Origin of the sequence: Streptomyces sp. NPDC093225, assembly GCF_044753805.1 — a bacterium.
In the GTDB taxonomy this organism is placed as follows: Bacteria; Actinomycetota; Actinomycetes; order Streptomycetales; family Streptomycetaceae; genus Streptomyces.
This window is the reverse complement of sequence record NZ_JBIVNX010000002.1, coordinates 245247-264259: the sequence shown is the minus strand read 5'-3', so window position 1 is coordinate 264259 and position 19013 is coordinate 245247. Positions and strand designations below refer to the sequence as shown.

Annotated in this window: 18 protein-coding genes; 16 read left to right on the top strand and 2 right to left on the bottom strand. The window is 67.9% G+C overall.

Annotation, left to right across the window (positions count from 1 at the left end; genetic code table 11):
* Nucleotides 1–414: 414 nt before the first annotated feature.
* Nucleotides 415–1260: an IS5 family transposase gene (locus tag ACIQCH_RS03250; RefSeq protein ID WP_402577370.1), complete on the top strand. Its 846-nt coding sequence runs from the start codon at nt 415–417 to the stop codon at nt 1258–1260.
* A 53-nt stretch (nt 1261–1313) separates the two neighbouring features.
* On the opposite strand, the gene ACIQCH_RS03245 is transcribed toward ACIQCH_RS03250, so the two are convergent.
* Nucleotides 1314–2636 carry an XRE family transcriptional regulator gene (locus ACIQCH_RS03245; RefSeq protein ID WP_402577368.1) on the bottom strand — a complete coding sequence of 441 codons (1323 nt, stop codon included), beginning with the start codon at nt 2634–2636 and terminating at the stop codon, nt 1314–1316.
* 401 nt (nt 2637–3037) lie between these two features.
* On the opposite strand from ACIQCH_RS03245, the gene ACIQCH_RS03240 reads away from it, so the two are divergent.
* The 10 genes from ACIQCH_RS03240 to ACIQCH_RS03195 all read left to right on the top strand — a co-directional run bounded on the left by ACIQCH_RS03240 (nt 3038) and on the right by ACIQCH_RS03195 (nt 12650).
* On the top strand, nt 3038–4084 hold the full coding sequence (locus ACIQCH_RS03240; RefSeq protein WP_402577366.1) for a radical SAM/SPASM domain-containing protein: 1047 nt from the start codon (nt 3038–3040) through the stop codon (nt 4082–4084).
* Nucleotides 4085–4092: 8 nt separating this feature from the next.
* Nucleotides 4093–5052 (top strand): hypothetical protein, encoded by a 960-nt coding sequence (locus ACIQCH_RS03235; RefSeq protein WP_402577364.1) that lies wholly within the window; start codon nt 4093–4095, stop codon nt 5050–5052.
* Nucleotides 5053–5089: 37 nt separating this feature from the next.
* Nucleotides 5090–5851 (top strand): creatininase family protein, encoded by a 762-nt coding sequence (locus ACIQCH_RS03230; protein ID WP_402577362.1) that lies wholly within the window; start codon nt 5090–5092, stop codon nt 5849–5851.
* 43 nt (nt 5852–5894) lie between these two features.
* Nucleotides 5895–7097, top strand: a complete 1203-nt coding sequence (locus tag ACIQCH_RS03225; RefSeq protein WP_402577360.1) for an arylsulfotransferase family protein — start codon at nt 5895–5897, stop codon at nt 7095–7097.
* Complete coding sequence (locus ACIQCH_RS03220) at nt 7094–8056, top strand: glycosyltransferase family 2 protein (RefSeq protein WP_402577359.1); 963 nt, start codon at nt 7094–7096, stop codon at nt 8054–8056. The genes ACIQCH_RS03225 and ACIQCH_RS03220 overlap by 4 nt, the downstream gene beginning before the upstream one ends.
* Nucleotides 8043–8753: a class I SAM-dependent methyltransferase gene (locus ACIQCH_RS03215; RefSeq protein WP_402577357.1), complete on the top strand. Its 711-nt coding sequence runs from the start codon at nt 8043–8045 to the stop codon at nt 8751–8753. Before ACIQCH_RS03220 ends, ACIQCH_RS03215 begins: the two co-directional genes overlap by 14 nt.
* Before the next feature lie 42 nt (nt 8754–8795).
* A complete protein-coding gene (locus ACIQCH_RS03210) occupies nt 8796–9347 on the top strand; it encodes an AAA family ATPase (protein WP_402577355.1) in 552 nt (183 codons plus the stop codon).
* Between the two features lie 501 nt (nt 9348–9848).
* Nucleotides 9849–10367, top strand: coding sequence for a hypothetical protein (locus ACIQCH_RS03205; protein WP_402577353.1), 519 nt, complete (start codon nt 9849–9851; stop codon nt 10365–10367).
* A gap of 148 nt (nt 10368–10515) precedes the next feature.
* Nucleotides 10516–11751: an MAB_1171c family putative transporter gene (locus ACIQCH_RS03200; protein ID WP_402577351.1), complete on the top strand. Its 1236-nt coding sequence runs from the start codon at nt 10516–10518 to the stop codon at nt 11749–11751.
* Between the two features lie 269 nt (nt 11752–12020).
* Nucleotides 12021–12650, top strand: coding sequence for an HAD-IA family hydrolase (locus tag ACIQCH_RS03195; protein WP_402577349.1), 630 nt, complete (start codon nt 12021–12023; stop codon nt 12648–12650).
* A gap of 280 nt (nt 12651–12930) precedes the next feature.
* On the opposite strand, the gene ACIQCH_RS03190 is transcribed toward ACIQCH_RS03195, so the two are convergent.
* Nucleotides 12931–13797, bottom strand: a complete 867-nt coding sequence (locus ACIQCH_RS03190; RefSeq protein ID WP_402577347.1) for a helix-turn-helix domain-containing protein — start codon at nt 13795–13797, stop codon at nt 12931–12933.
* 627 nt (nt 13798–14424) lie between these two features.
* Between ACIQCH_RS03190 and ACIQCH_RS03185 the strand changes: the two genes are divergently transcribed.
* The 5 genes from ACIQCH_RS03185 to ACIQCH_RS03165 all read left to right on the top strand — a co-directional run bounded on the left by ACIQCH_RS03185 (nt 14425) and on the right by ACIQCH_RS03165 (nt 18623).
* Nucleotides 14425–15507, top strand: coding sequence for a hypothetical protein (locus ACIQCH_RS03185; protein ID WP_402577345.1), 1083 nt, complete (start codon nt 14425–14427; stop codon nt 15505–15507).
* Nucleotides 15504–16265 carry an ATP-binding protein gene (locus ACIQCH_RS03180; RefSeq protein ID WP_402577343.1) on the top strand — a complete coding sequence of 254 codons (762 nt, stop codon included), beginning with the start codon at nt 15504–15506 and terminating at the stop codon, nt 16263–16265. The genes ACIQCH_RS03185 and ACIQCH_RS03180 overlap by 4 nt, the downstream gene beginning before the upstream one ends.
* 146 nt (nt 16266–16411) lie before the next feature.
* Nucleotides 16412–17107, top strand: coding sequence for a WhiB family transcriptional regulator (locus ACIQCH_RS03175; protein ID WP_402577342.1), 696 nt, complete (start codon nt 16412–16414; stop codon nt 17105–17107).
* Complete coding sequence (locus ACIQCH_RS03170) at nt 17104–18435, top strand: DUF2637 domain-containing protein (protein WP_402577340.1); 1332 nt, start codon at nt 17104–17106, stop codon at nt 18433–18435. The genes ACIQCH_RS03175 and ACIQCH_RS03170 overlap by 4 nt, the downstream gene beginning before the upstream one ends.
* Nucleotides 18432–18623 carry a hypothetical protein gene (locus tag ACIQCH_RS03165; RefSeq protein ID WP_402577338.1) on the top strand — a complete coding sequence of 64 codons (192 nt, stop codon included), beginning with the start codon at nt 18432–18434 and terminating at the stop codon, nt 18621–18623. Before ACIQCH_RS03170 ends, ACIQCH_RS03165 begins: the two co-directional genes overlap by 4 nt.
* Nucleotides 18624–19013: the final 390 nt, after the last annotated feature.

Below are 19013 nucleotides of genomic sequence, written 5' to 3'. Positions count from 1 at the left end.
AAATGGGGGATCAGCCGAACAGGTCAGCCCGAGATGACACAGCTGGCCACGACGGAGGTCGTGGTGGCGTAGACGTGAGCGTCATCCTTCCCCTCGAAGTGAAGGATGGGGCTGGCGCCCTTGCCCTCCGTCACCCAGGCCAGTCCTTGCGTCCCCATCGGCTCTCGGGGCCCGATCTGAGAGGACGTTCTTGTCATTTACGGGACGGTTTGAGGTGGTTCTGCCCTGCCAGGATTAGCCGCATACAGGTAGAACAGGTCATTTGCGGCCGCAGCTTTTGCAGGCGTGACCTTGCGTTTTACCCCGGACTCAACCGATAGCTCCTGTCCGGTTCGAAGAACCTACTGGAAGCGGCTTTTGCCTCGCTCGATCGAGCGATATGCCCGGGTCGGGACCTCATGCATGAGTATCCCCATGACCTCTTCGCAGCCGCGCCTGCCGTACCTGAGTGACCTCTCCGATGCCCGCTGGGCGTTGATGGAACCGACCTTGACGGCTTGGCGGGCCGAGCGCCAGAAGACCTCGCTCAATCTTGGCGGCAAGGTCACTGACCTGCGGGAAGTCATGAACGCGATCCTCTTCCTCAACCGGACCGGCGTCCCGTGGCGCTACCTTCCGCACGACTTCCCGCCGCACACGACCGTGTTCGGCTACTTCAGCGCCTGGAGTGCCGACGGCACCATCGAGAAACTCGGCGTCCACCTGCGCCGGATGGTCCGTGAACAGGCAGGACGCACCGCGGAGCCCACCGCCTGCGTGATCGATGCGCAGAGCGTCAAGACCGCGATCAGTGTCCCCACCGACACTCAGGGCACGGATGCCGGCAAGAAGATCGTGGGCCGCAAGCGCAGCATCGTTGTCGACACGCTCGGTCTGTTACTGCTGGTCATCGTGACCGCCGCCAGCGTGTCGGACAACGAGGCCGGCAAACAGCTCCTCACCCAGCTCGCCGCGGACTACCCCACGATCACCAAGGCGTGGGTCGACACTGGCTATAAGACCAAGGCCATCGAGCATGGTGCCGCCCTCGGCATCGACGTCGACGTGGTCCCACGGAACGAGCAGGTCAAAGGCTTCTCCGTGGTCCCAAGGCGCTGGGTTGTCGAGCGTAGTTTCGGGTGGATCATGATGCACCGCCGCCTTGCCCGCGACTACGAGACCAAACCCGCACACTCCGAGAGCATGATCCGCATCGCGATGATCTCGAACCTCTCGAAACGAGCAACCAACGAAACGCCCATAACCTGGCACAGCCCATGAACTATCCGGTTTTCAACCGGAACGTCCTCTGATATCTGACGCGCTTTTGGTCTCTACGCGGCGGCTAGCACCAGCAGTTCCGGTACGCCTTCGGCGGCGTGATAGGGCTGGAAGGCGGGGAGGAGTTCACGGACGAGGTGCTCGCAGCGGGGTGCCCCAATGCGGCGGGAGAGGTTCAATGCCTCGGTCGCTGCCTGGGCCGCGCGCTCGGGTTCCTTGAGCTGAAGGTGGCTGGCAGCTTGGTAGGTGAGGAACACGCCGCGGGTCTTGTCCCGGGAGGTTGGCAGGAGTGCCTGTCCCTCGGCGATGAGTTGGTGGGCTTGCCGGGTCTCGCCGAGGTCGAGGAGGGCTTGGCCGGAGTCGACGGCAAGGTCGGCTTGGGACATCCAGGCGCACCAGGCGGGCAGGGGGCGGCCGGTGGTCGCTCCGAGGTGGTGTTCGGCCGCCTCCAACGCACGCAGAGCCGGTCGCTTGTCCCCTTGGGCGGCGAGGGTTCGGGCGAGGCGGAGGTGGAGGAGGGACCGGGCGGCTGGGTGTTCGGTGCGGGTGAGGGCGTGTTGGAGAAGGCTGGCGGCGGTGGTGTGGTCTTTGCGCCAGGCGGCCTGGTAGGCGAGGTCGCCGAGCATGGCGGCGCCGAGGTCGGGGTTGCCTGTGGCATGGGCGCTGTGGAGGCCGGCGATCCAGAGCTTGCCGGCGGCGGTGTGGTGTCCGTGGTCGAAGCGGTGCCAGGCGACGGTCTGGGCCAGCGAGGCGGCCAGTGTGTGGAGGCGCAGGCCGGTGGCGCGGTCGTAGCGGCCGTTGGCGATCAGGTTGGTAACGGTTTCCAGATGGGCGTCGAGCAGGGCGGTGACGTGCTGTCGCTGTTCGGTGACGAGGCCGTTGAGCTGGCGGCTGGTGTCTTCGAGCAGGGTGACGGTGTCGTCGCCGACGAGTTTGCCGCCTTCCAGCTGCGCGGCGAACGCGGATCCTCCGCCGGCGGCCCAGGCGGCGGCCAGGGCTGTGACTGCGGTGCCGGAAATCGTGAGGAAGGTGCGGCGTTCCAGGTGTTCCATGGCGGTACTGAGGGCCTCTCGCAGGGCGGTGACGGTGCTGGATGGTCCGAGGGGGACGACTCCTCCGTCGCTGCCGGGCAGCCAGTTCGGCCAGTCGTCGGGGTCGACGAGCTGGGCGGGCAGTTCTAAGGCTTCGGCGATGTAGACCTGCGTCTCGGCCTCGGGGGTGACCCCGCAGACCTCCCACTTGCGCACCCGGTGCTTGTCGGTGCCCGAGCGCAGGCCGCGGCTTCGTGCCGCTTCGCCGATGAGCCTCGCCAGGTCGACCCGGGTCAGGCTCTTCAACTCGCGGTGGTAGGCCAGCGGATGGGTGTGCTCGGTCACGTATTCAGTCAAGCACTCCCCGTGTCCGGACGGTGCCTGTTCGGCGGTGCGGGACCCCCGCGGGACCCCCGGGACCCTGTCGCCGGGAGCGTACGCCTGCCCGACACTCGACCTTCCAAGCGGTCAGCTGGTGTTGGAACGGCCGGCTTGTCCACTCCCCCTGTGCCTCGTCGAAGAGAAGGGGCTCCATGCCATACCCCCACCTTGCCGTCCAGCGTGCCCGGCCGATGCCGGGCAGCGGCTGTGCCGTCGGTGTCGACCGGCTGGTTCGACTGCAGACTTCCCCCTACCTGTCCACCGTCCTTCCCGGTGCCGCGCCGGGCCTGGTGTATCTGTCGGATACCGCCGGGCCCGAAACCCCGGCAGGTGGCCCACCCCCGGCTTCGGCGGCGTTCGGGATCGTGGGCCTGGACCGGAGGATCGTCTGGCACGACGATGCCGAAGTCCTCCAGCTCCTGCGCCACGCCGCCGGCACCCCGCGGACGCAGGGCGAACTCGCTGCCAGGTTCGGCGCGGTCCGCGTCGCCTCGGCGGTCCGCCGAGGGTGGCTGCAAGATCCGGCAGTGCTGTGCCGGGAGTACCGGCTGGTGTCCGGGGAGATCGAGGTGACGGCCCACTGCAACTGGGGCTGCGCCTCGTGCCCGGTGGCCACCGACCCCAAGCCGCGTCGCACCATGCCGATGGACCTCTTCAACGAGGTCGTCGACAAGCTCCACACGGCCGGCGCCTCGTACGTGACGTTCCAGTTCTTCAACGAGCCGACTCTGGACCGGTACTTCACCGACCGGCTTCAAGTCCTCGCAGGGTACGGGATGCCGCTGGCCCTCTACTCGAACGCTTCCGCGCTGACGGCAGCCAAGATCTCCGATCTGAAGCGGACGGGCGTCCTCAAGCACCTCATCGTGAACATCCCGTCCGTGGACGAGGCCGAGTTCGCCGCGCTCACCGGCTCGCGCAGCTACCGGCACACCATGACCAACACCGAGGCGGCTCTCCGCGCCGACCTGCCGGTCCAGGTCGTGGTCAACGGGGTCGGCGAGCGCCTGGAGCGCAATCTCGCCGGAGTGCAGGAACGCTTCGTCCCGCTGGGCGCAGAGGTGTACGCGAGCCTGACGTGCGACCGCGCCGGCGAGCTGAGCGGGGAGTACGCGCAGAGCGTGAACGTGGAGGGGCGGCTGAGCGGCTGCGGCTGGCCCGTGCAGCACGTCAACATCTCTGTGGCCGGTGAGTTGTTCTTGTGCTGCAACGACTACTACCAGCGCGAGGTGTTCGGGCACATCGGCGACGGCACGATCGACGAGCTGATGTCCAGCGAGCAGGCGGTGGCCCTGCGCCGCAAGGTCTTCGGTGTCGACGATGCGCCCGACGACTTCCTCTGCCGGCGCTGCCACAACCAGCAGCCCGACTTCCCCGGCCGGGACTTCCGGCCGATCGCAACGTTCGGCTAGGAGCCACGATGACCACCCCCGTCCCCCAGCCGGTGCGGATCTGGTACGTGGCCGGGCAGCGGCTGTGCAACCTGCGCTGCCCCGCGTGCGTGTCCGTCGGCGACTGGGCCAAGAGCAACCGCTACGACTGGAAGAACCCCGAGGACCAGCGCACGTACGAGCAGGTCGTGACCTGGATCGGCACCCGCCCGCACCCGGTGAAGGTCCGGCTCGGCACCCTCGGGGAGCCCTTCGCCAGCCAGTTCTTCCTGCAGAAGGCCGCGTGGCTAACCCTGCAGCCCGGCGTCCAGCACGTCGAGCTGCTCTCCAACGCGATCCTCATCCCCCGGCGGCTGCCCAAGCTGGAGGCGCAGGCCAACCTGGGGAAGCTGTCCCTGTGGCTGACCTGGCACGATGGGCAGGCCGACCTGGACCGTGTGGTCGAGGCCGCTGCCTTCGCCCAGGAGACCTACGGCTGCTTCGTCGTCGTCAACGCCCTGCTCTTCGAGGACAACGCCGCCGCGGTTGCCCGTGCCCGCGACGCTGCCCACACGGCCGGCCTGCGCTTCAACGTCGACCTCGGGTACGACCCCACCGCCCCTGCCGGGGCTGGAGAGGTGGCCGTGCCGGTGATGAAGACCGAAGGCGCCCTAGACACCCTGGCCGAACTCGGTGGGAACCGGGCGCTGGCCGAGACCGCCCTGATCGGGCTGTCCTCCTGCCAGGGCATGCTCTGCCGGGCCGGTCACGACGCGTTCTTCATCGACATCCACGGCCAGGTCTTCCGCTGCTCCAACTACTCCGCCCAGGAGATGAAGCCCCTCGGTAGCGCCCTGACCCCAGGGTTCGAGCTGCCGCTGCGCCCCGAGACGTGGGCGCCGTGCGCCGCAGCCGGCGGCTGCGGCAACAAGGAGGACTTCCTCAACCTCCAAATCGCCTCTCCCTTGCGCCCCGAGACGGTGCCCAGCCTCGGCTGGACCGACGCCTGAACCCCAGCCCGCGCCCCTTCCGTAAAGGGAGACCCCTGTGTTCATCAGCGACATGACCTCGCCCGACCTTAACCCGGGCACCGACGACTTCGCCGTGGTGCCCGTCGGAGCCCTCGAACCGCACGGTCCGCACCTGCCGCTCGGCTCCGACACAATGATCAGCGAACATTTCGCCCGCTACCTCGCCGACGACCTCGGCGCCCACATCGCCCCGGCCGTCGGCTACGGCGTCGCCACCCCAGCACAGCGGCTCGGTGGCACGTTCCCCGGCGTCATCAGCATCACCGGCACCACGTTCACCGCTCTCGTCACCGAAGTCCTGACCTCCCTGGCCGGCCAGGGGTACCGGCGGCTGGTCCTGCTCAACTCGGCCATCGACAACATCGCCTTCCTCTGCGAGGCCGCCCGCGAAGTGGCCGGGCGCGTCTCCGGCAGCAGGGTGCTGATCGTGAACTGGTGGGACGTCGTCGGCGAGGACTTCCGCGACGCGCTCGCCGCGGAGACCGGCACCGACCGGCGCGACGACCACCACGCCGGGATGGTCGAGTCCAGCCTGGTGATGCACATCAGCCCGCACGCCGCCCGGCCCGACCGGCTGCCCGCCGACGGCGGGCGGGAGCAGCCGCGCCGGATCAGCTACCACCTGTACCCGCCGCCGGCCGACACGGCCACCAGCACCGGCATCGTCTACTCCGCCGCCCACGCCACCGCCGACCTCGGCAAATACGTGGCCGATCAGGTCGCCCGCGAACTGACCGCTGCCGTCCGCCGCGAGTTCAGCGCCCCCTTGCCCAGCTGACCGAATCCCCCTCCTGCACCGCATCCACCAGAGGAGCACCCGCATGCCGCTCTCCGGCGACCGCCTGTTCCTGCTCTCCCCGTCCGCGTCCTATCCCCGACCGTTCGCATGCGTCATCGACGACCAGGCCCGTCTCGTCCACGCCTGGTCCAGCCCGATCGGCCAGCCGGACATCGAGACCAGCCCGCCCTCCTACCTCCGCGGCTGGAACCACGTCGAGCTCGGGCCCGACGGCTCCCTGTACGCGATGGTGCCGCTGCACGCCCTGCTCAAGCTCGCCCCCGACTCCACGCTCACCTGGCGGGCCGACGTGCCTGTCCACCACGACCTCGACATCGGCCCCACGGGCGAGATCTACGTCCTGACCGAGGAGCCCCGCCCGGTCTCCTGCACCGGTGGCCGGCACCTCCTGCTGGACAACTCCGTCACCGTCCTCGGACCGGACGGACAACTGCGCAACGCCCACTCCCTGTACGAGATCCTGACCACCGACCCGGCCCTCGCTGCCTTGATCACCGAGGCCATCGACCGGCACCGCGCCGCCGGCCGCAATGCCGACCCGGCCGCACTCGCGCCCCGGCTGGAGGGCCCGAACGGCTGGCTGCGCGGCCGTGACGTCTCCCGCTTCCTGCGGGCCCGGCCCGGCTCCCCCAGCGATGTCCTCCACACCAACACCTTGGAGATCCTCACCACCGACCACCCCGCCGGCCTGTGGTCGGCCGGGAATGTTCTGGTGTCACTGCGGAACCTGGACCTGATCGCCGTCGTCGACCTGGACGCCCGCAGGGTGCGGTGGTGGTGGGGGCCCGGCGAGCTGTCCGGCCAACACCAGCCCTCCGTCCAGCCGGACGCCACCGTCCTCGTCTTCGACAACGGCCGCGCCCACGGCCGCTCCCGCGTCCTGCAGGTCGAGCCGCTCACCAGGACCGTCCTGTGGCAGCACGACCTGGGTTTGTTCTGCGAGATGGCGGGCGGCTGCGAGCGCCTGCCGGACGGCACCATCCTCATCAGCGACGCCCAGGCCGGCCGCGGCCTGATCATCGACCACCAGGGCCAGGAACAGTGGAGCGTGCAGGTGACCACCCAGGCCACAGTCGAGGGACGCTCCCGCGCCGAGTTCTACCGCCTTGCCTCCCTCAGCCCCTCCGCCGCGACCGGCATGGGCGACAGCGACCGCCCCGCCCGCAGCCTCGCCGCAGCCAAGGTCGCTTTTCGCCTCGGCAAGCCCGTCCGGAGCACCCTGTGATCAGCGTGATCATCCCGACCCGCGACCGACCTGGCCCACTCCACCGTGCCCTGCGAAGCCTCGCCCGCCAGAGCTACCGCGACTTCGAGGTCATCGTCGTACGCGACGGAGGAACTCCCGTCGACCAGGTCTCGGCCGGCTGGCAGAACGAGCTGCCCATCGCGCTCCTTGACACTGGCCGACCGCGCGGCGTCTCCTACGCCCGAAACCTCGCCCTCGCCCACGCCAGCGGCGAGAACATTGCGTTCCTCGACGACGATGACATCTTCCTGCCCCACCACCTCGCCGATGCCGCCTCCGTCCTCGACAGCGGCCGAGCCGACGCCGTCTACGGCCAGGCCCTCGTCAGCCCCACCTGGATCGAGGCCCTGCCACGCAACCCCCACGGCCTGCCCCGCAAGGACTACCCCTTCGATGGCGGCTTCCTCGCCGTGGCCAACACCATCCACACCGGCTCCCTCGTCATCCGCAACCCCGCCTCCACCCCGGTCCACTTCGACGAGACCATGACCCACTGCGAGGACTGGGACTTCCTCCTCGCCCTCCACCGCACCGCCGGATACCGGTTCGACCACCTCAACACCCTGACCTGCATCTACCACCAGCTGCCCCGCCCCAGCGCGGTCACCAGCGCGTACCAGACCAGCCCTACCCCCTTCACACGCGCCCGGGCCACCGTCTACCAGCGGTGGCCCGCCCCTGACCGACTGACGGAGGCATACCGGAACTGGTTCCGAGAGTTCGATCAGCGGCTCGACGCACACGTCGCGGGCGGCCTGCCCATCGCCCCCCACCTGTTCGAGCACGCCGTACGAGGCCTCCACACCACGTTCAGCGCCGCAGTCGGACCGGACTCGACTCTCCTCGACCAGTTGCTCCCGCCCCTGGGGCCGGAGCCGAGCAAGCTCTCCCACGCCCGCCGTCCGATGCTGACCGGAGGCACACGTGCCGCGAGCTGAAGCCCCCTACGACGGGTTTGCCGACTCCTTCGCCCGCGAAGCCTCCGACAGCCCGTACAACGCCCACTACGACCGGCCCACCATCCTCGAACTGCTCGGCGACGTGAAGGGGCAGCGCATCCTCGACGCCGGCTGCGGCCCAGGCCTCTACATCACCGAGCTCACCAACCGCGGCGCGCACGTGGTGGGCATCGACCAGAGCGCCGACATGGTCCGGCACGCCCGCACCCGCCTGGGCCCGCACATCGAACTCCGGCAGCACGACCTCAACGAACCGCTCACCTGGGCCGCCGACTCCTGCTTCGACGCCGTCCTGCTCGCCCTCGTCCTCCACTACGTCGACGACCGTGTCCGTACCCTGTCCGAACTCGCCCGCGTGCTGCGCCCGGACGGCCGAGTCATCATCTCCACCAGCCACCCCACCGCCGACTGGCTCGCCGACGGCGGCAGCTACTTCGACAGCCGGCGAGCAGAGGAGATCTGGTCCAACGGCATGACGCACCGCTACTGGCGACAGCCCCTCCAGGCGTGGGTCACCGAGTTCACCGAAGCCGGCTTCGCCATCGACCGACTCGTCGAGCACCGACCCGCCGCCTCAATGCGCCACCAGCACCCCGCCGCGTACGAGAAGCTGAGCCTGCAGCCCGGCTTCATCGCCTTCCAGCTCATCCAGCCCCCGGCGCGGTCCCTCGCCTGAGCAGGCGACGACGTACCGGCTCACCCCTCGGGAGTTCAGCACATGGCAGCACGGCCGACCCTCGTGGTGGTCAGCGGTCCACCCGGCACCGGCAAGACCACCCTCGCGCACAGCCTCGCCGATGAACTCGGCTGCCCCGCGATCATCCGTGACGAGATCAAGCAGGGCATGGTCATGAGCACCGGGACCGACCAGCCCAGCGGCGACGACCTCAACATCCCGGCCATGCACGCCTTCTTCGACGCCCTCAGCGTGCTCCTCCAGGCCGGCGTCACCGTCGTAGCCGAAGCCGCCTACCAGGACCGGCTCTGGGGCCCGGGCCTCGAACCCCTCGCGAAGATCGCCAACCTCAGGATCGTCCGGTGCACCACCCCTACCCCAGCCATCGTCAAGCGGATGACCGAACGCGCTAGCTCTGACCGGCACCGGGCAGCGCACGGCGACAAGCAGCTCCTCATCGACATCGCAGCGGGCACCTACGCGCCGGAACAGTTCGAAGACATCACCCTCGACGCGCCCACCCTGCTCGTGGACACGTCCGACGGCTACCAACCAGGCACTCCAGAGATCACCGCGTTCGTCCGATCCCGATGACTTCCGGCCCAGCCGAACACGGGCCAGCCATGCGCCAGCAGCGCGCCAACCTGGCGACGGGGGAGGACGAGCTGATGTTGCTCTTCGTCACCGCGAAGAGCCTCCGTCCCCTACTCCGATCCGGGCGCCCCGCCTCGGGGGCGCCCGCGAGACGACGCAGCAAGTGGTGAACCAACTCCGGGGCCAGAGACCCTGATCTTCAATAGCTGTCGAATTGGATCAAGCCCAATCCCAATTCGCGATCTTGGCACGCTCACACGGTGTACCTATTTTCGCTTTGGTGACCTTCATAACAGGCCCATCCTGCGCTGCTCACGTATTCCCCTAGTAAGATCAGCCATCGGCGGCATGCGCTGCCCGGCCGCCGCGCACCGCAAGTGCGAGCTCCCGGCCGTTAGCGCCCGTCCGAATGTTGAGATCGGGGGCCGCCGGCGGACACCCCAGTGGCATTTTAAGGAAGCGACTATGCGTTGGCGTCGGGACCCTTCACGGAACGCTCTCGTGAAGGAATGCGAACAGCTACTCGCCGATCTACCCATCCCCGCCCCCTTCAGCATCGAAGCGCTGGTTCGAAATATGGAACATGCGCTGGATCGCCAGATACGACTAGTGCCACTGGACGATCCCGATGGGGGCCTGGGCACAGCATGCGGCCTTCGGGTGAAGGCGCCGACGTTCACGATTATTCTCTACCGCCGCCGTTCAAGTCGCAACCAAACGGAGCACATTATCCTCCATGAGCTAGCACACGAGTGGCTGGACCATGGAACCACCCTGACCACGGCCGAAATTGAGCGATACGTCCCAGAACGCATCCGTCAGGAAGTACTCCGGCGCTTCCCGAAAGCCTTGGTCCAGGGGCGCGTGAATTTTGACAGCCCCGAGGAAAAGCAGGCCGAGCTTTCAGCGTCCTTGATAAAGAGGCTGGCGCGCCGCCAACCGACTACGGGAGACGACATGGTCAGCCTCCTCGAATCCTCACTTGCTCACCCCGTTGCTCCACCACGGCGCCGACTCTAGCGGCCAGTGAGTGGAAATCACGCACCACGGTTTCCCAAACTTCGCGATTCCCCGCCACCACTCAGTCCACTCACCGTCAATCGCGGCTGCATTGGCCGACCTGCAGGTCGGCAAGATTCCAGCCGGCGCGTAGATATGCACTGGTTACGTGTTCGACTACTTCAAATACCTGACTGCGGCAGTGATGACCATCATCGCCGTTTGGCGATTCCCGGCAGTTAGGTACGCCGATGCCCACCGCCGAGCCCTCTGGGGCGGCTACGCTGGATTCGCGGTGGCCCTTTGGCTCTACACGCCAGTTGCCATGCGCACAGTGGATCTCATCCCTGTAGTCGACCTAAGCGCCCTGCTCCGGCATTTTGCCAGCACGGCAGCCATCCTGGCTGCCTTGACCTACGTGGCAACCAGCTACGGGAGGAGCTCGGAGAGCATCGTGCCTCGGCACGTCGCGGTTTCACGCTGGATCGCCCGCGCATCCTACAAGGCAGGAGCAATAGGCGTGACTCTGCTCACGATCCTATTCTTCACCGTGGTGGATCGCGCTGCACCGAGCCAAAGCTTCCTTATCGATCATGCGGGTCAATGGGGAGCCGCGGTCTACATGACCGTTTTCTACTTCTTCCCATTCATTACGACAGCGGTCTGCGGCTACCAATGGACAAGAGCCGCCCGACAGGCCGAGAGCACAAGCATGCGTGTCGGGCTGGGCTTGATGGGGTTTTCGATGTGGATGGGACTGGTCCACACCGTGGCCCGTGTCGGCATCCTCTGGGGAGCGGTTATTGTCCCCATGCGCTCCTCCACCGTGGAGCTTCTTGTAGACGCCACAGCAATATGGATGAACCTGCTATTCCTGATTGTTGCGGTAGGCGCGAGCATCCCCACTACCCGAGCAGCCGCTGCCCGCTGGAAGACATGGCGCACCCTGTACAAGATTCATCCGCTCTGGTTTGACCTGGTAGAAGCTTTCCCCGGGACGAGTCTGTACCCGCCTGGGTCTCGGCTCGCAGAACTTGTCCATATGCGCGTCCCCAGCGATGTCCGGCTGGACCGCTGGACCCAGGATATTGCTGACGCCTGCGAAAAGTTGCGATATTACGCTCCAAAAGAATTGCTCTTCGCGGCCGAGGACAGGACAGCCTCACACGCCGACCCCGAGCCGGCCACGGAGGCGTACTGGATTAAGGCCGCCCTGCAGGCCGCTGATGCAGCGCCAGCGAACCGGTGCGCCGCTGCCCCACTGAAGGCCAAGCCATTCGTTGACACTGACAGCGAAGCAGCCTGGCTAACGCGAGTGAGTACGGTCTACTCGCATATAACCACCGACCAGGCTAGAACACTTCTCGATCACTCCACAGAGGCAGAAGTCGAGCCGAACCGATAGCTCCGGATGATCTCGTTTCTGGAGTTCCCAGCCCGGCGCACTACTCTGCGTGGCCTAGCGATCGCAACTGTCGGACTGGCGGTGACATTAGCCACTGACAGCTGTATGAGCATGGCTGGTACCGTGGGTTCTGCGGACTGGTAGGTTTGACTCCGCCGATATCCCTGGCCAGCGACGCAGTTGACGCCGTCGCCACGCGTAGCCGGGGCCGCGACGCTATCCGATCTGGAAGGCGTCCGAAGTCTCAGCAATGCAATGGAGTTTCCCGCATGTCCAACCGCACCGGCCTCATCCTCGATTTCGGAGGCGTGCTTACCACTCCCCTGCTGCCTGTGGTGCTCGCTTTCGAGCAGCGCGAAGGGCTTCCCCAAGGTGCCTGCATCTCCGCGCTGTACCAGGACGAGGAGGGCGTCCGCATCACCAGCGATCTCGAGCGTGGAGCGGTAAGCCAGACCGAGTGGAACGAGATCGCGGGCAAGAAGCTGGGCGTCTCCCCCGACAACTTGATGGGCCGGATCTTCGGTGGCCTGCGTCCTGAGCCGCTGCTCATCAACGCAGCCGCCACGGCGAGGCAAGCTGGGATCAAGGTGGGCATCCTGTCCAACAGTGTGGGCCTCGCCCCGTGGGACCTGTACCACGGCTACGAGCTGGAGGAGCGGTACGACGCCGTGGTGATCTCCGAGCACCACCAGATGCGCAAGCCCGACTCCGAGCTCTTCGAGATCGCGCTCAAGGCCATGGACATGGCTGCTGACCAGTGCGTCTTCGTCGACGACACCGAGGGATATGTCCGTGCCGCAGAGAAGCTCGGCTTCGCGGGCGTACACAACGTGGATCCCAAGCAGACACTGGCCGATCTCTCGACCCTGCTCGGTGTGGACCTCACCGCAACGCCGTAACGAGTCCCCGCGAGCGAAGGCCTTCGACGCCTTTTCGCGAACAGCAACGGGACCACGATTCTGCTCCGACGTGTCAGATTGGCCTCGTGGTCCCGTTTCTTGTTGATCCGTACGCGGCTGCGGATTGTGCCCTGACCTGCGCGCAGCTGGCGGTCTATGCTCCTGCGCGAATTCGACAGGGCGAGGATGCAAGGAGGCTGGCCCGCGAGAGCCGCCGCCGCTCGTGGGCGCCGCAGGTGACTGACCCCGCACGAAGCGGGAGGCCGGCTGGCCGGCGGCCCTACTCCCCGCCCCGCACGTCCGGCAGTTGGTGCTTCAGCTGCCCAACAACCTCGTTGATCGTGGCCATCATTTCGGCAGACAGACCCGTGCTGTTACCACGGGCAGCCAATCCGAGAATCTGCCCTCGGTGGATCGAGCTGAGGAAGCGGAGCGACTCCAGGAATTCACGGGCCTCAGTGCTGACCTCGGCATCGTCCTGGAACAGGGCAGCGTCGACCTGGAGGGCGTAGGCAAGCCCAGCCCGCACTACGTCGGAGACCTCGCTTGTGGCCCCCGTGCGCAGTGCGATGATGTCGTCGGCCGTGACGGTCGCCGTCCCGCCCGCGTGCTCGTTTACGGCCCGAGCGATTTCCTCGTCAGAGGGAGCCTCTTGGTCGACGTACCCGTGCTCCAGGAGGAGGTTGATCTTTTCGGCGATCGTCCGGGGCACGGACGTCTGCCCGTCATGGCCAAGCCCGAACGAGCGGTCCTGCGCGGCCAGCAACTCCTCTTCGGATACCCCGTACGCCTTCGCGAGCGGCTTCACGTAGCCATCGCTGAGCCTGCGGCGGCCGGATTCAGCGAAGCTCAGTGGATTGAGGCTGGCGTCGATGATCGCCGCGGCCTGGGCCCTGGTGAGGCCGGCGTCGCAGCGTAGAAGCTGCAGGTCGGGAGGGCCGTCATGAGGGAAGAGGGCATCGAGGGGCCGGCCCAGTGCCGCGGCAATCGCGGGGAGCTTCTCACCCTTCGGGAACTCCTCGCCGTTCTCCCACTTTGCGACGGCTGGGCCGCCAACGCCGACCATCGCGCCCAGGTCCTTCTGGCTGAGATTCAGGCCCCGTCGGACATCGCGTACGCGACGGCCATCGAACTGACGTGGGGGCACATGAACTCCTGCAAGGTGGCGATCTAGGCAATCAGTGGGTGTGTAGAGCACTGTAATCGACGGGGCTTGATACATCCAAGCAACTAACGTACTTTTCTGTATCGCACCTGGTCGTCAGGGCTGCGCCGCTCCATGGCGCCAGCCCTCATGCCGATGGGTGCCCTTCGGCGATCGGTCCCGACCGCCGGTCGTACCACTTGGGCCTTGGGGCTGCCAGGCGAATCGGCGCTGGTCAGGGACCGCCTCGCGACCTGTGAGGGGTTCTAGAGCAATGTCTAGGTCTTTCGGCAGGTTCTGCTTATGTTCGTCGTCGCCAGCGGGTCACCAGGCCCGCCGGAGGACGCAAAGGGGGGACTGGATGCACTGGGAACAGGCCTTACGGGCAGGGTGAGCCCGAAAACAGCGACGGCGCCTGAGAGCGGGAACTCTCGGACGCCGGGCGCTGCTGGCAGCACGACCGCCCCTGCAAGGGCGGCACAGCTACCCATCACCACCGCACCGGACCTTCTCACGGGCACACCGGAGCGATGTTCACAACATAGGAGAGTGTCGCATGGCGACCGCCCTGCGCGAAAGACCGCACATTACTGCCACGCCTGCACTCAGCCAGCACGGGGGTGCTGCCTGATGGCTCGCATCCGGACGATCAAGCCCGAAGCCTTCTGGTCGGAAGACCTGGCAGCGGTCGACGTCACTGCCATGCTCACCTTCTTCGGGCTGCTGACCCAGGCGGACGACAGCGGGCGCTTCCTCGCCCACCCGGCGATCATCGCCGGACAGCTGTGGGCCCTGCGTGCCGAGCACTCCCCGGCAGCAGTCGCCAACGACCTGGAGCAGCTGGAGACGGCCGGGCTTATCTGCCGCTACACGGGGTGCGACGGCAAGCGGTACCTGCACTTCGTGACGTGGGAGAAGCACCAGAAGATCGACAGGCCATCGGCTTCGCGGGTGCCCCGGTGCCCTGCCCACCAGGCGCACCAGAAGTGCCACGAGTGCGGTACAGCCGCCTGCCCCACCTCCTCCACTCCGGCGAAGACGTCGGTGCCGGCAGCGTCGGCGGGCCTGACCGCCACCGGCTCGCAGCGTTCGACGAACATTCGTCGAGTCCTCGATCAGCCGGTATCGCCCGATTCCAAAGCTCAGACCGGACCGGAAGCCGTAGGCGCGGGCCACGATGCCGCCGAAGCAACCGCGCCCAAGGCCGTCGAGCAGCCGGTCTCCACGCCTTCTGGAAAAGCTGCAGGTCAGGCCGTCTTCGGTGAGGGCTCGCGACAGATACGCGAGGGCTCGTCGTCTGGATCTAGGATCTTGGATCCTGGATCTTCCCCTAAGGGGGGCGACGCCCCCGCGCCGGAGTCGGCTCCCGATGCCAGTTCGACGAAGGACCTGGTGGGCGAGTACGTCGGCGCGCACGTCCAGCGCCCACCGCAGGCCGTGATCGGACTGGTCGGGCGGCACGTCAAGGGGCTGCTGGAGGAGGGCTTCGACCCCGACGTGATCCGGACGGCGCTGGAGCGGCTGCGGTTCAAGAACCTGCATCCGAGCGTGCTGCCGAGCCTGGTCAACGAGGCTCTGAACGCCTCACCGCCGCATGACGCCGCTGGGGTGTCGTCCGCCTCCGGCGCGGGGGCCTGGGCCCGCGCCTCGGGCTACACGCCCTACATGAACCCGACCGCGTCGGAGCCCACCACGTTCGGAGGCAGCCTGTGACCCGCGCCCGCCTGACCGACCCGCTGCCCGCGGTCTCCGACCGGCTGCGTGAGCGCCTGGCCGCCCGCCTGGCCGAGCGCGGCATCGATGTGGCCACCGCGCCGGTGCTGCCGGACACGCCGGAGCCGATCCCGGCGCTGGAGGCCGCTCAGAAGCGGATCCCGTACGCCTACCGGGACGCCATCCCCCAGCATCCGCAGGTCGCCGCCTGGGTGCGCACCATCGCGGACGCCGCGGTCGCCCCGGCCGCCGAGGACCTCAACTCCCAGTGGGGAAGGCCGGGGCGCCGGCGGATCGCGCACGGCCCCTCGCTGCTGCTGTGGGGCGGAACCGGGATCGGCAAAACCCACGAGGCATATGGGGCGGTCCGGGCGCTGACCGCCGCTGGGTGCGGGGTCGAGTGGCACGCGACGACCGCCGCGGACCTGTACGCGGAGATGCGCTACCGGTCCGGAGTGGACCCCGAGCACATGCTGCGGCGGATCATGCGGGTGCCGCTGCTGCTCCTGGACGACCTCGGCGCCGCGAAGACCTCGGAGTGGACGGAGGAGATCACCTTCCGCCTGGTGAACTGGCGCTGCCAGAACCGCCTGCCGACGATCTTCACCACCAACCTGCCGCCCGTCCGCGACGAGCACATGGACAAGCACCTCCCGGTGCTGCGCGACAAGATCGGCGACCGGGTCCTGTCCCGCCTGTCCGGCATGTGCACCCCGGTCGAATTCACGGGCCCGGACCGGCGCTTCCAGCGCGCCTGACCCGTCCCTCCCCCGTTTCCACTCCAGCGCGGCCCCGCAGCCGTGCCCCCCTGCTCTGCCTCGCCGCGAGCCGCACCCACACCGCCAGACAGCCGGTGTGCCGCGCTGCCTGCCGCCGGCCCATGAGGCGTACCCGGAGACCACCCATGCGCTACATCACCGCCAGCACCCCGCCCCCGGAGCTCCGAGGGATCGGCGACCACAGCTGGCACTCCCGCTCCGCCTGCAACACCGTCGATTCCACGACCGCGGACAAGTTCTTCCCCGACCCCGCCGACACCGATGCGGTCGAGGACGCCAAGGAGATCTGCGGCTGGTGCCCCGTCCGCCGGGAGTGCTTCAACTACGCCCTCGACAACAGGATGAAGGAGGGCATCTGGGGCGGGCTCACCGAAGACGAACGGCTCACCTGGCACGAACAGATCGAGAACCGGCTGGACTACAGCCGGGTGAAGGCCGCGCTCGACGGGCGGGACGTCCAGCTGAGCAGGCTGGAGCGAAAGACGCTGGCCCGTTACGCGTCGGCCAGGGGCTGGAGCCCGGAGCGGCTCGCCCACACACTCCAGGTCGGCACCGAGTGGGCCCGTGACCTCCTCCGGGTGGAAGCGCGCGCTATCGAGAACCGCGACAACCACAACCTGTGCTCCGATCCCAACCCCGTAGAGACCGCCCGCCAGGCTCGGGCAGCAGGCCAGCAGCCGCCGAAGGCCGGCTACGTCCACGACGGCGACGGCCCCGAACGCCACCGCCCAAAGACCCCCAAGGGCAAGAAGAAGCCGGCGCCGGTACCCCGTCATGTCCAGACGCAGGCTCTGCTCGACGAACTGCGAGAGGCAGCGTGACCTTGCACCACCCCGTCCCCGAGACCTCGAAGAGCACCGCATCCGCCGAGCGGTACACCCTCATCGCAGCCGGAGCCGTGATCGCCGCGCTCACCGCCGCCGCCTTCTGGCTCTCTTATGCACACCTCGCGGAAGTCGCCGGAAAGCACGGCTTGGCCAAATCCCCGGAACGGCAATGGGCCTGGCCGGGCACGCTGGACGCCTTCATCGTCGTCGGCGAACTGCTGATGCTCCGCGCCGGGCTCCGCAAGGTCACCGACTGGTGGGCCGTAGCGCTGACCGGCATCGGCTCCGTCGGCTCCATCGTCCTCAACGTCGCCGGCGTCAGCGGGACCGGCTCGGGCCCTGTCCCCCTTCTGGACTACGTAGTGGCCGCGGTCCCACCCACAGCAGCCCTCCTGGCCTTCGGGGTCCTGATGCGCCAGATCCACCAGCACGTCGCCGAACCGAGCAGCTCTGGACATCGGATTCCTCCCACTGCCGTCACGGGAGCCGACGGTGCCTACTCCGGGGACCGTCCACCGAGCGACACCAGGACCGACGGCAAGGCCTCCGTCCCTGTCACCGGAAGCCTACCTACGGGGGACCGGCAGAACGGTGACGCGGCGGGCGCGATCCCCGAATACAGCCACGGTCCCCGGCTGGTCCCCGAACCGCAGGTGCCCACCGAGAGCTGGGCCGAGACGGGACCGGGGACCGCGAAGGGGACCGTCCGCGACCGGGGGACCGACAAGGGGACCGTCCCCAACCCGGGGACCGACAAGGGGACCGTCCCCAACCCGGGGACCGACAAGGGGACCGTCCCCAACCCGGGGACCGCTCACGGTGCCCGATCAGCCGGACTGAGCCGGGCCCGAAGCGGGGACCGTCCCCGTCACGACCGCACCCCTCTCCCGCCGGCTATCGGGGACCGTCAACCAACGGGGACGGGGACCGAGGCGGAGGGACCGCGTCCCCACCCGGTCCCGGATGAGGACCAGGACGGCCACGGGGACGGGGACCGAGGAGCCGACGAGACCGACGAGCCTCCGGCCGGACGGCAGCAGCAACCGGCCCCGACGAAGCGTCCAGCGGCCCGTCCCCGGGACCGGTCCCGCACCGGTCGGGGACCGGGTACTCGAGCCGGGCGCAGCGACGACGAGCTCGTCGACCTGCTGCGTCCCCATGTCCGCACCGCGCTGGACCGGGACGGCAACGAATCGGTCACCCGCGTGCAGCTGCGGGAGATCATGCGCGCCCAGAAGGTCAGCATCCGCAATGACCGGCTGACCGGGGTCCTGGCCCGCCTGCGCGCCGACACCATGACGAAGAGGAGCCCGACCCGATGAAGACCTGCCCCCGGTTCAGCCGCATCCGCGCCTCGTACGAGCGGGACATGGGCTACCTCGCCAACCATTCCGCCCGCCACCAGGGGACGGCCCCGGGAAAGGCGAGCGCCAGGATCGCGGCCGGCACCAAGCAGCGGATGGCCAAGGCTCTGACCCGGCATTACGAGCACTGCCTCGAATGCGCTTGAACTGCGCATTAAGGGCGCCTGATTGCCCACCTAGGCAGCCCTGGGCGGCTCGGATCCCTCCGAGCCGCCCGCCCTTTCGGGAGCGCGCTCGCTCCCCTTCACCGACGAACGCCCCGACCAGACCAACGCCCCGAGGATCCAGACCCGATGACGAACCCGACCAACAGCTCGACCACCGAGTGGTGCGACCCGACCGACAACTCGACCTCGGAGCGAGCAAGTTATCCCATGAGTAGCACTCCCGTCGGGAGTGCTACTCATGGTGTTCCCGCCCCTGGGGAGGCGGGACCTGTCCGGCACCAGGGGGCACCGGACAGGGGGGATGCGGCCGAGGGCGGACCGCATTCCCAGGAGGAGAAGCACTCGTGTCACAACCCGCTGTGTGCGCAC

What these genes read in the sequence shown, in the direction of transcription:
- ACIQCH_RS03225 (WP_402577360.1), top strand. Translation starts at nt 5,895, where the DNA reads ATGCCGCTCTCCGGCGACCGCCTGTTCCTGCTCTCCCCGTCCGCGTCC.
- ACIQCH_RS03250 (WP_402577370.1), top strand. Translation starts at nt 415, where the DNA reads ATGACCTCTTCGCAGCCGCGCCTGCCGTACCTGAGTGACCTCTCCGAT.
- ACIQCH_RS03185 (WP_402577345.1), top strand. Translation starts at nt 14,425, where the DNA reads ATGGCTCGCATCCGGACGATCAAGCCCGAAGCCTTCTGGTCGGAAGAC.
- ACIQCH_RS03235 (WP_402577364.1), top strand. Translation starts at nt 4,093, where the DNA reads ATGACCACCCCCGTCCCCCAGCCGGTGCGGATCTGGTACGTGGCCGGG.
- ACIQCH_RS03165 (WP_402577338.1), top strand. Translation starts at nt 18,432, where the DNA reads ATGAAGACCTGCCCCCGGTTCAGCCGCATCCGCGCCTCGTACGAGCGG.
- ACIQCH_RS03195 (WP_402577349.1), top strand. Translation starts at nt 12,021, where the DNA reads ATGTCCAACCGCACCGGCCTCATCCTCGATTTCGGAGGCGTGCTTACC.
- ACIQCH_RS03175 (WP_402577342.1), top strand. Translation starts at nt 16,412, where the DNA reads ATGCGCTACATCACCGCCAGCACCCCGCCCCCGGAGCTCCGAGGGATC.
- ACIQCH_RS03210 (WP_402577355.1), top strand. Translation starts at nt 8,796, where the DNA reads ATGGCAGCACGGCCGACCCTCGTGGTGGTCAGCGGTCCACCCGGCACC.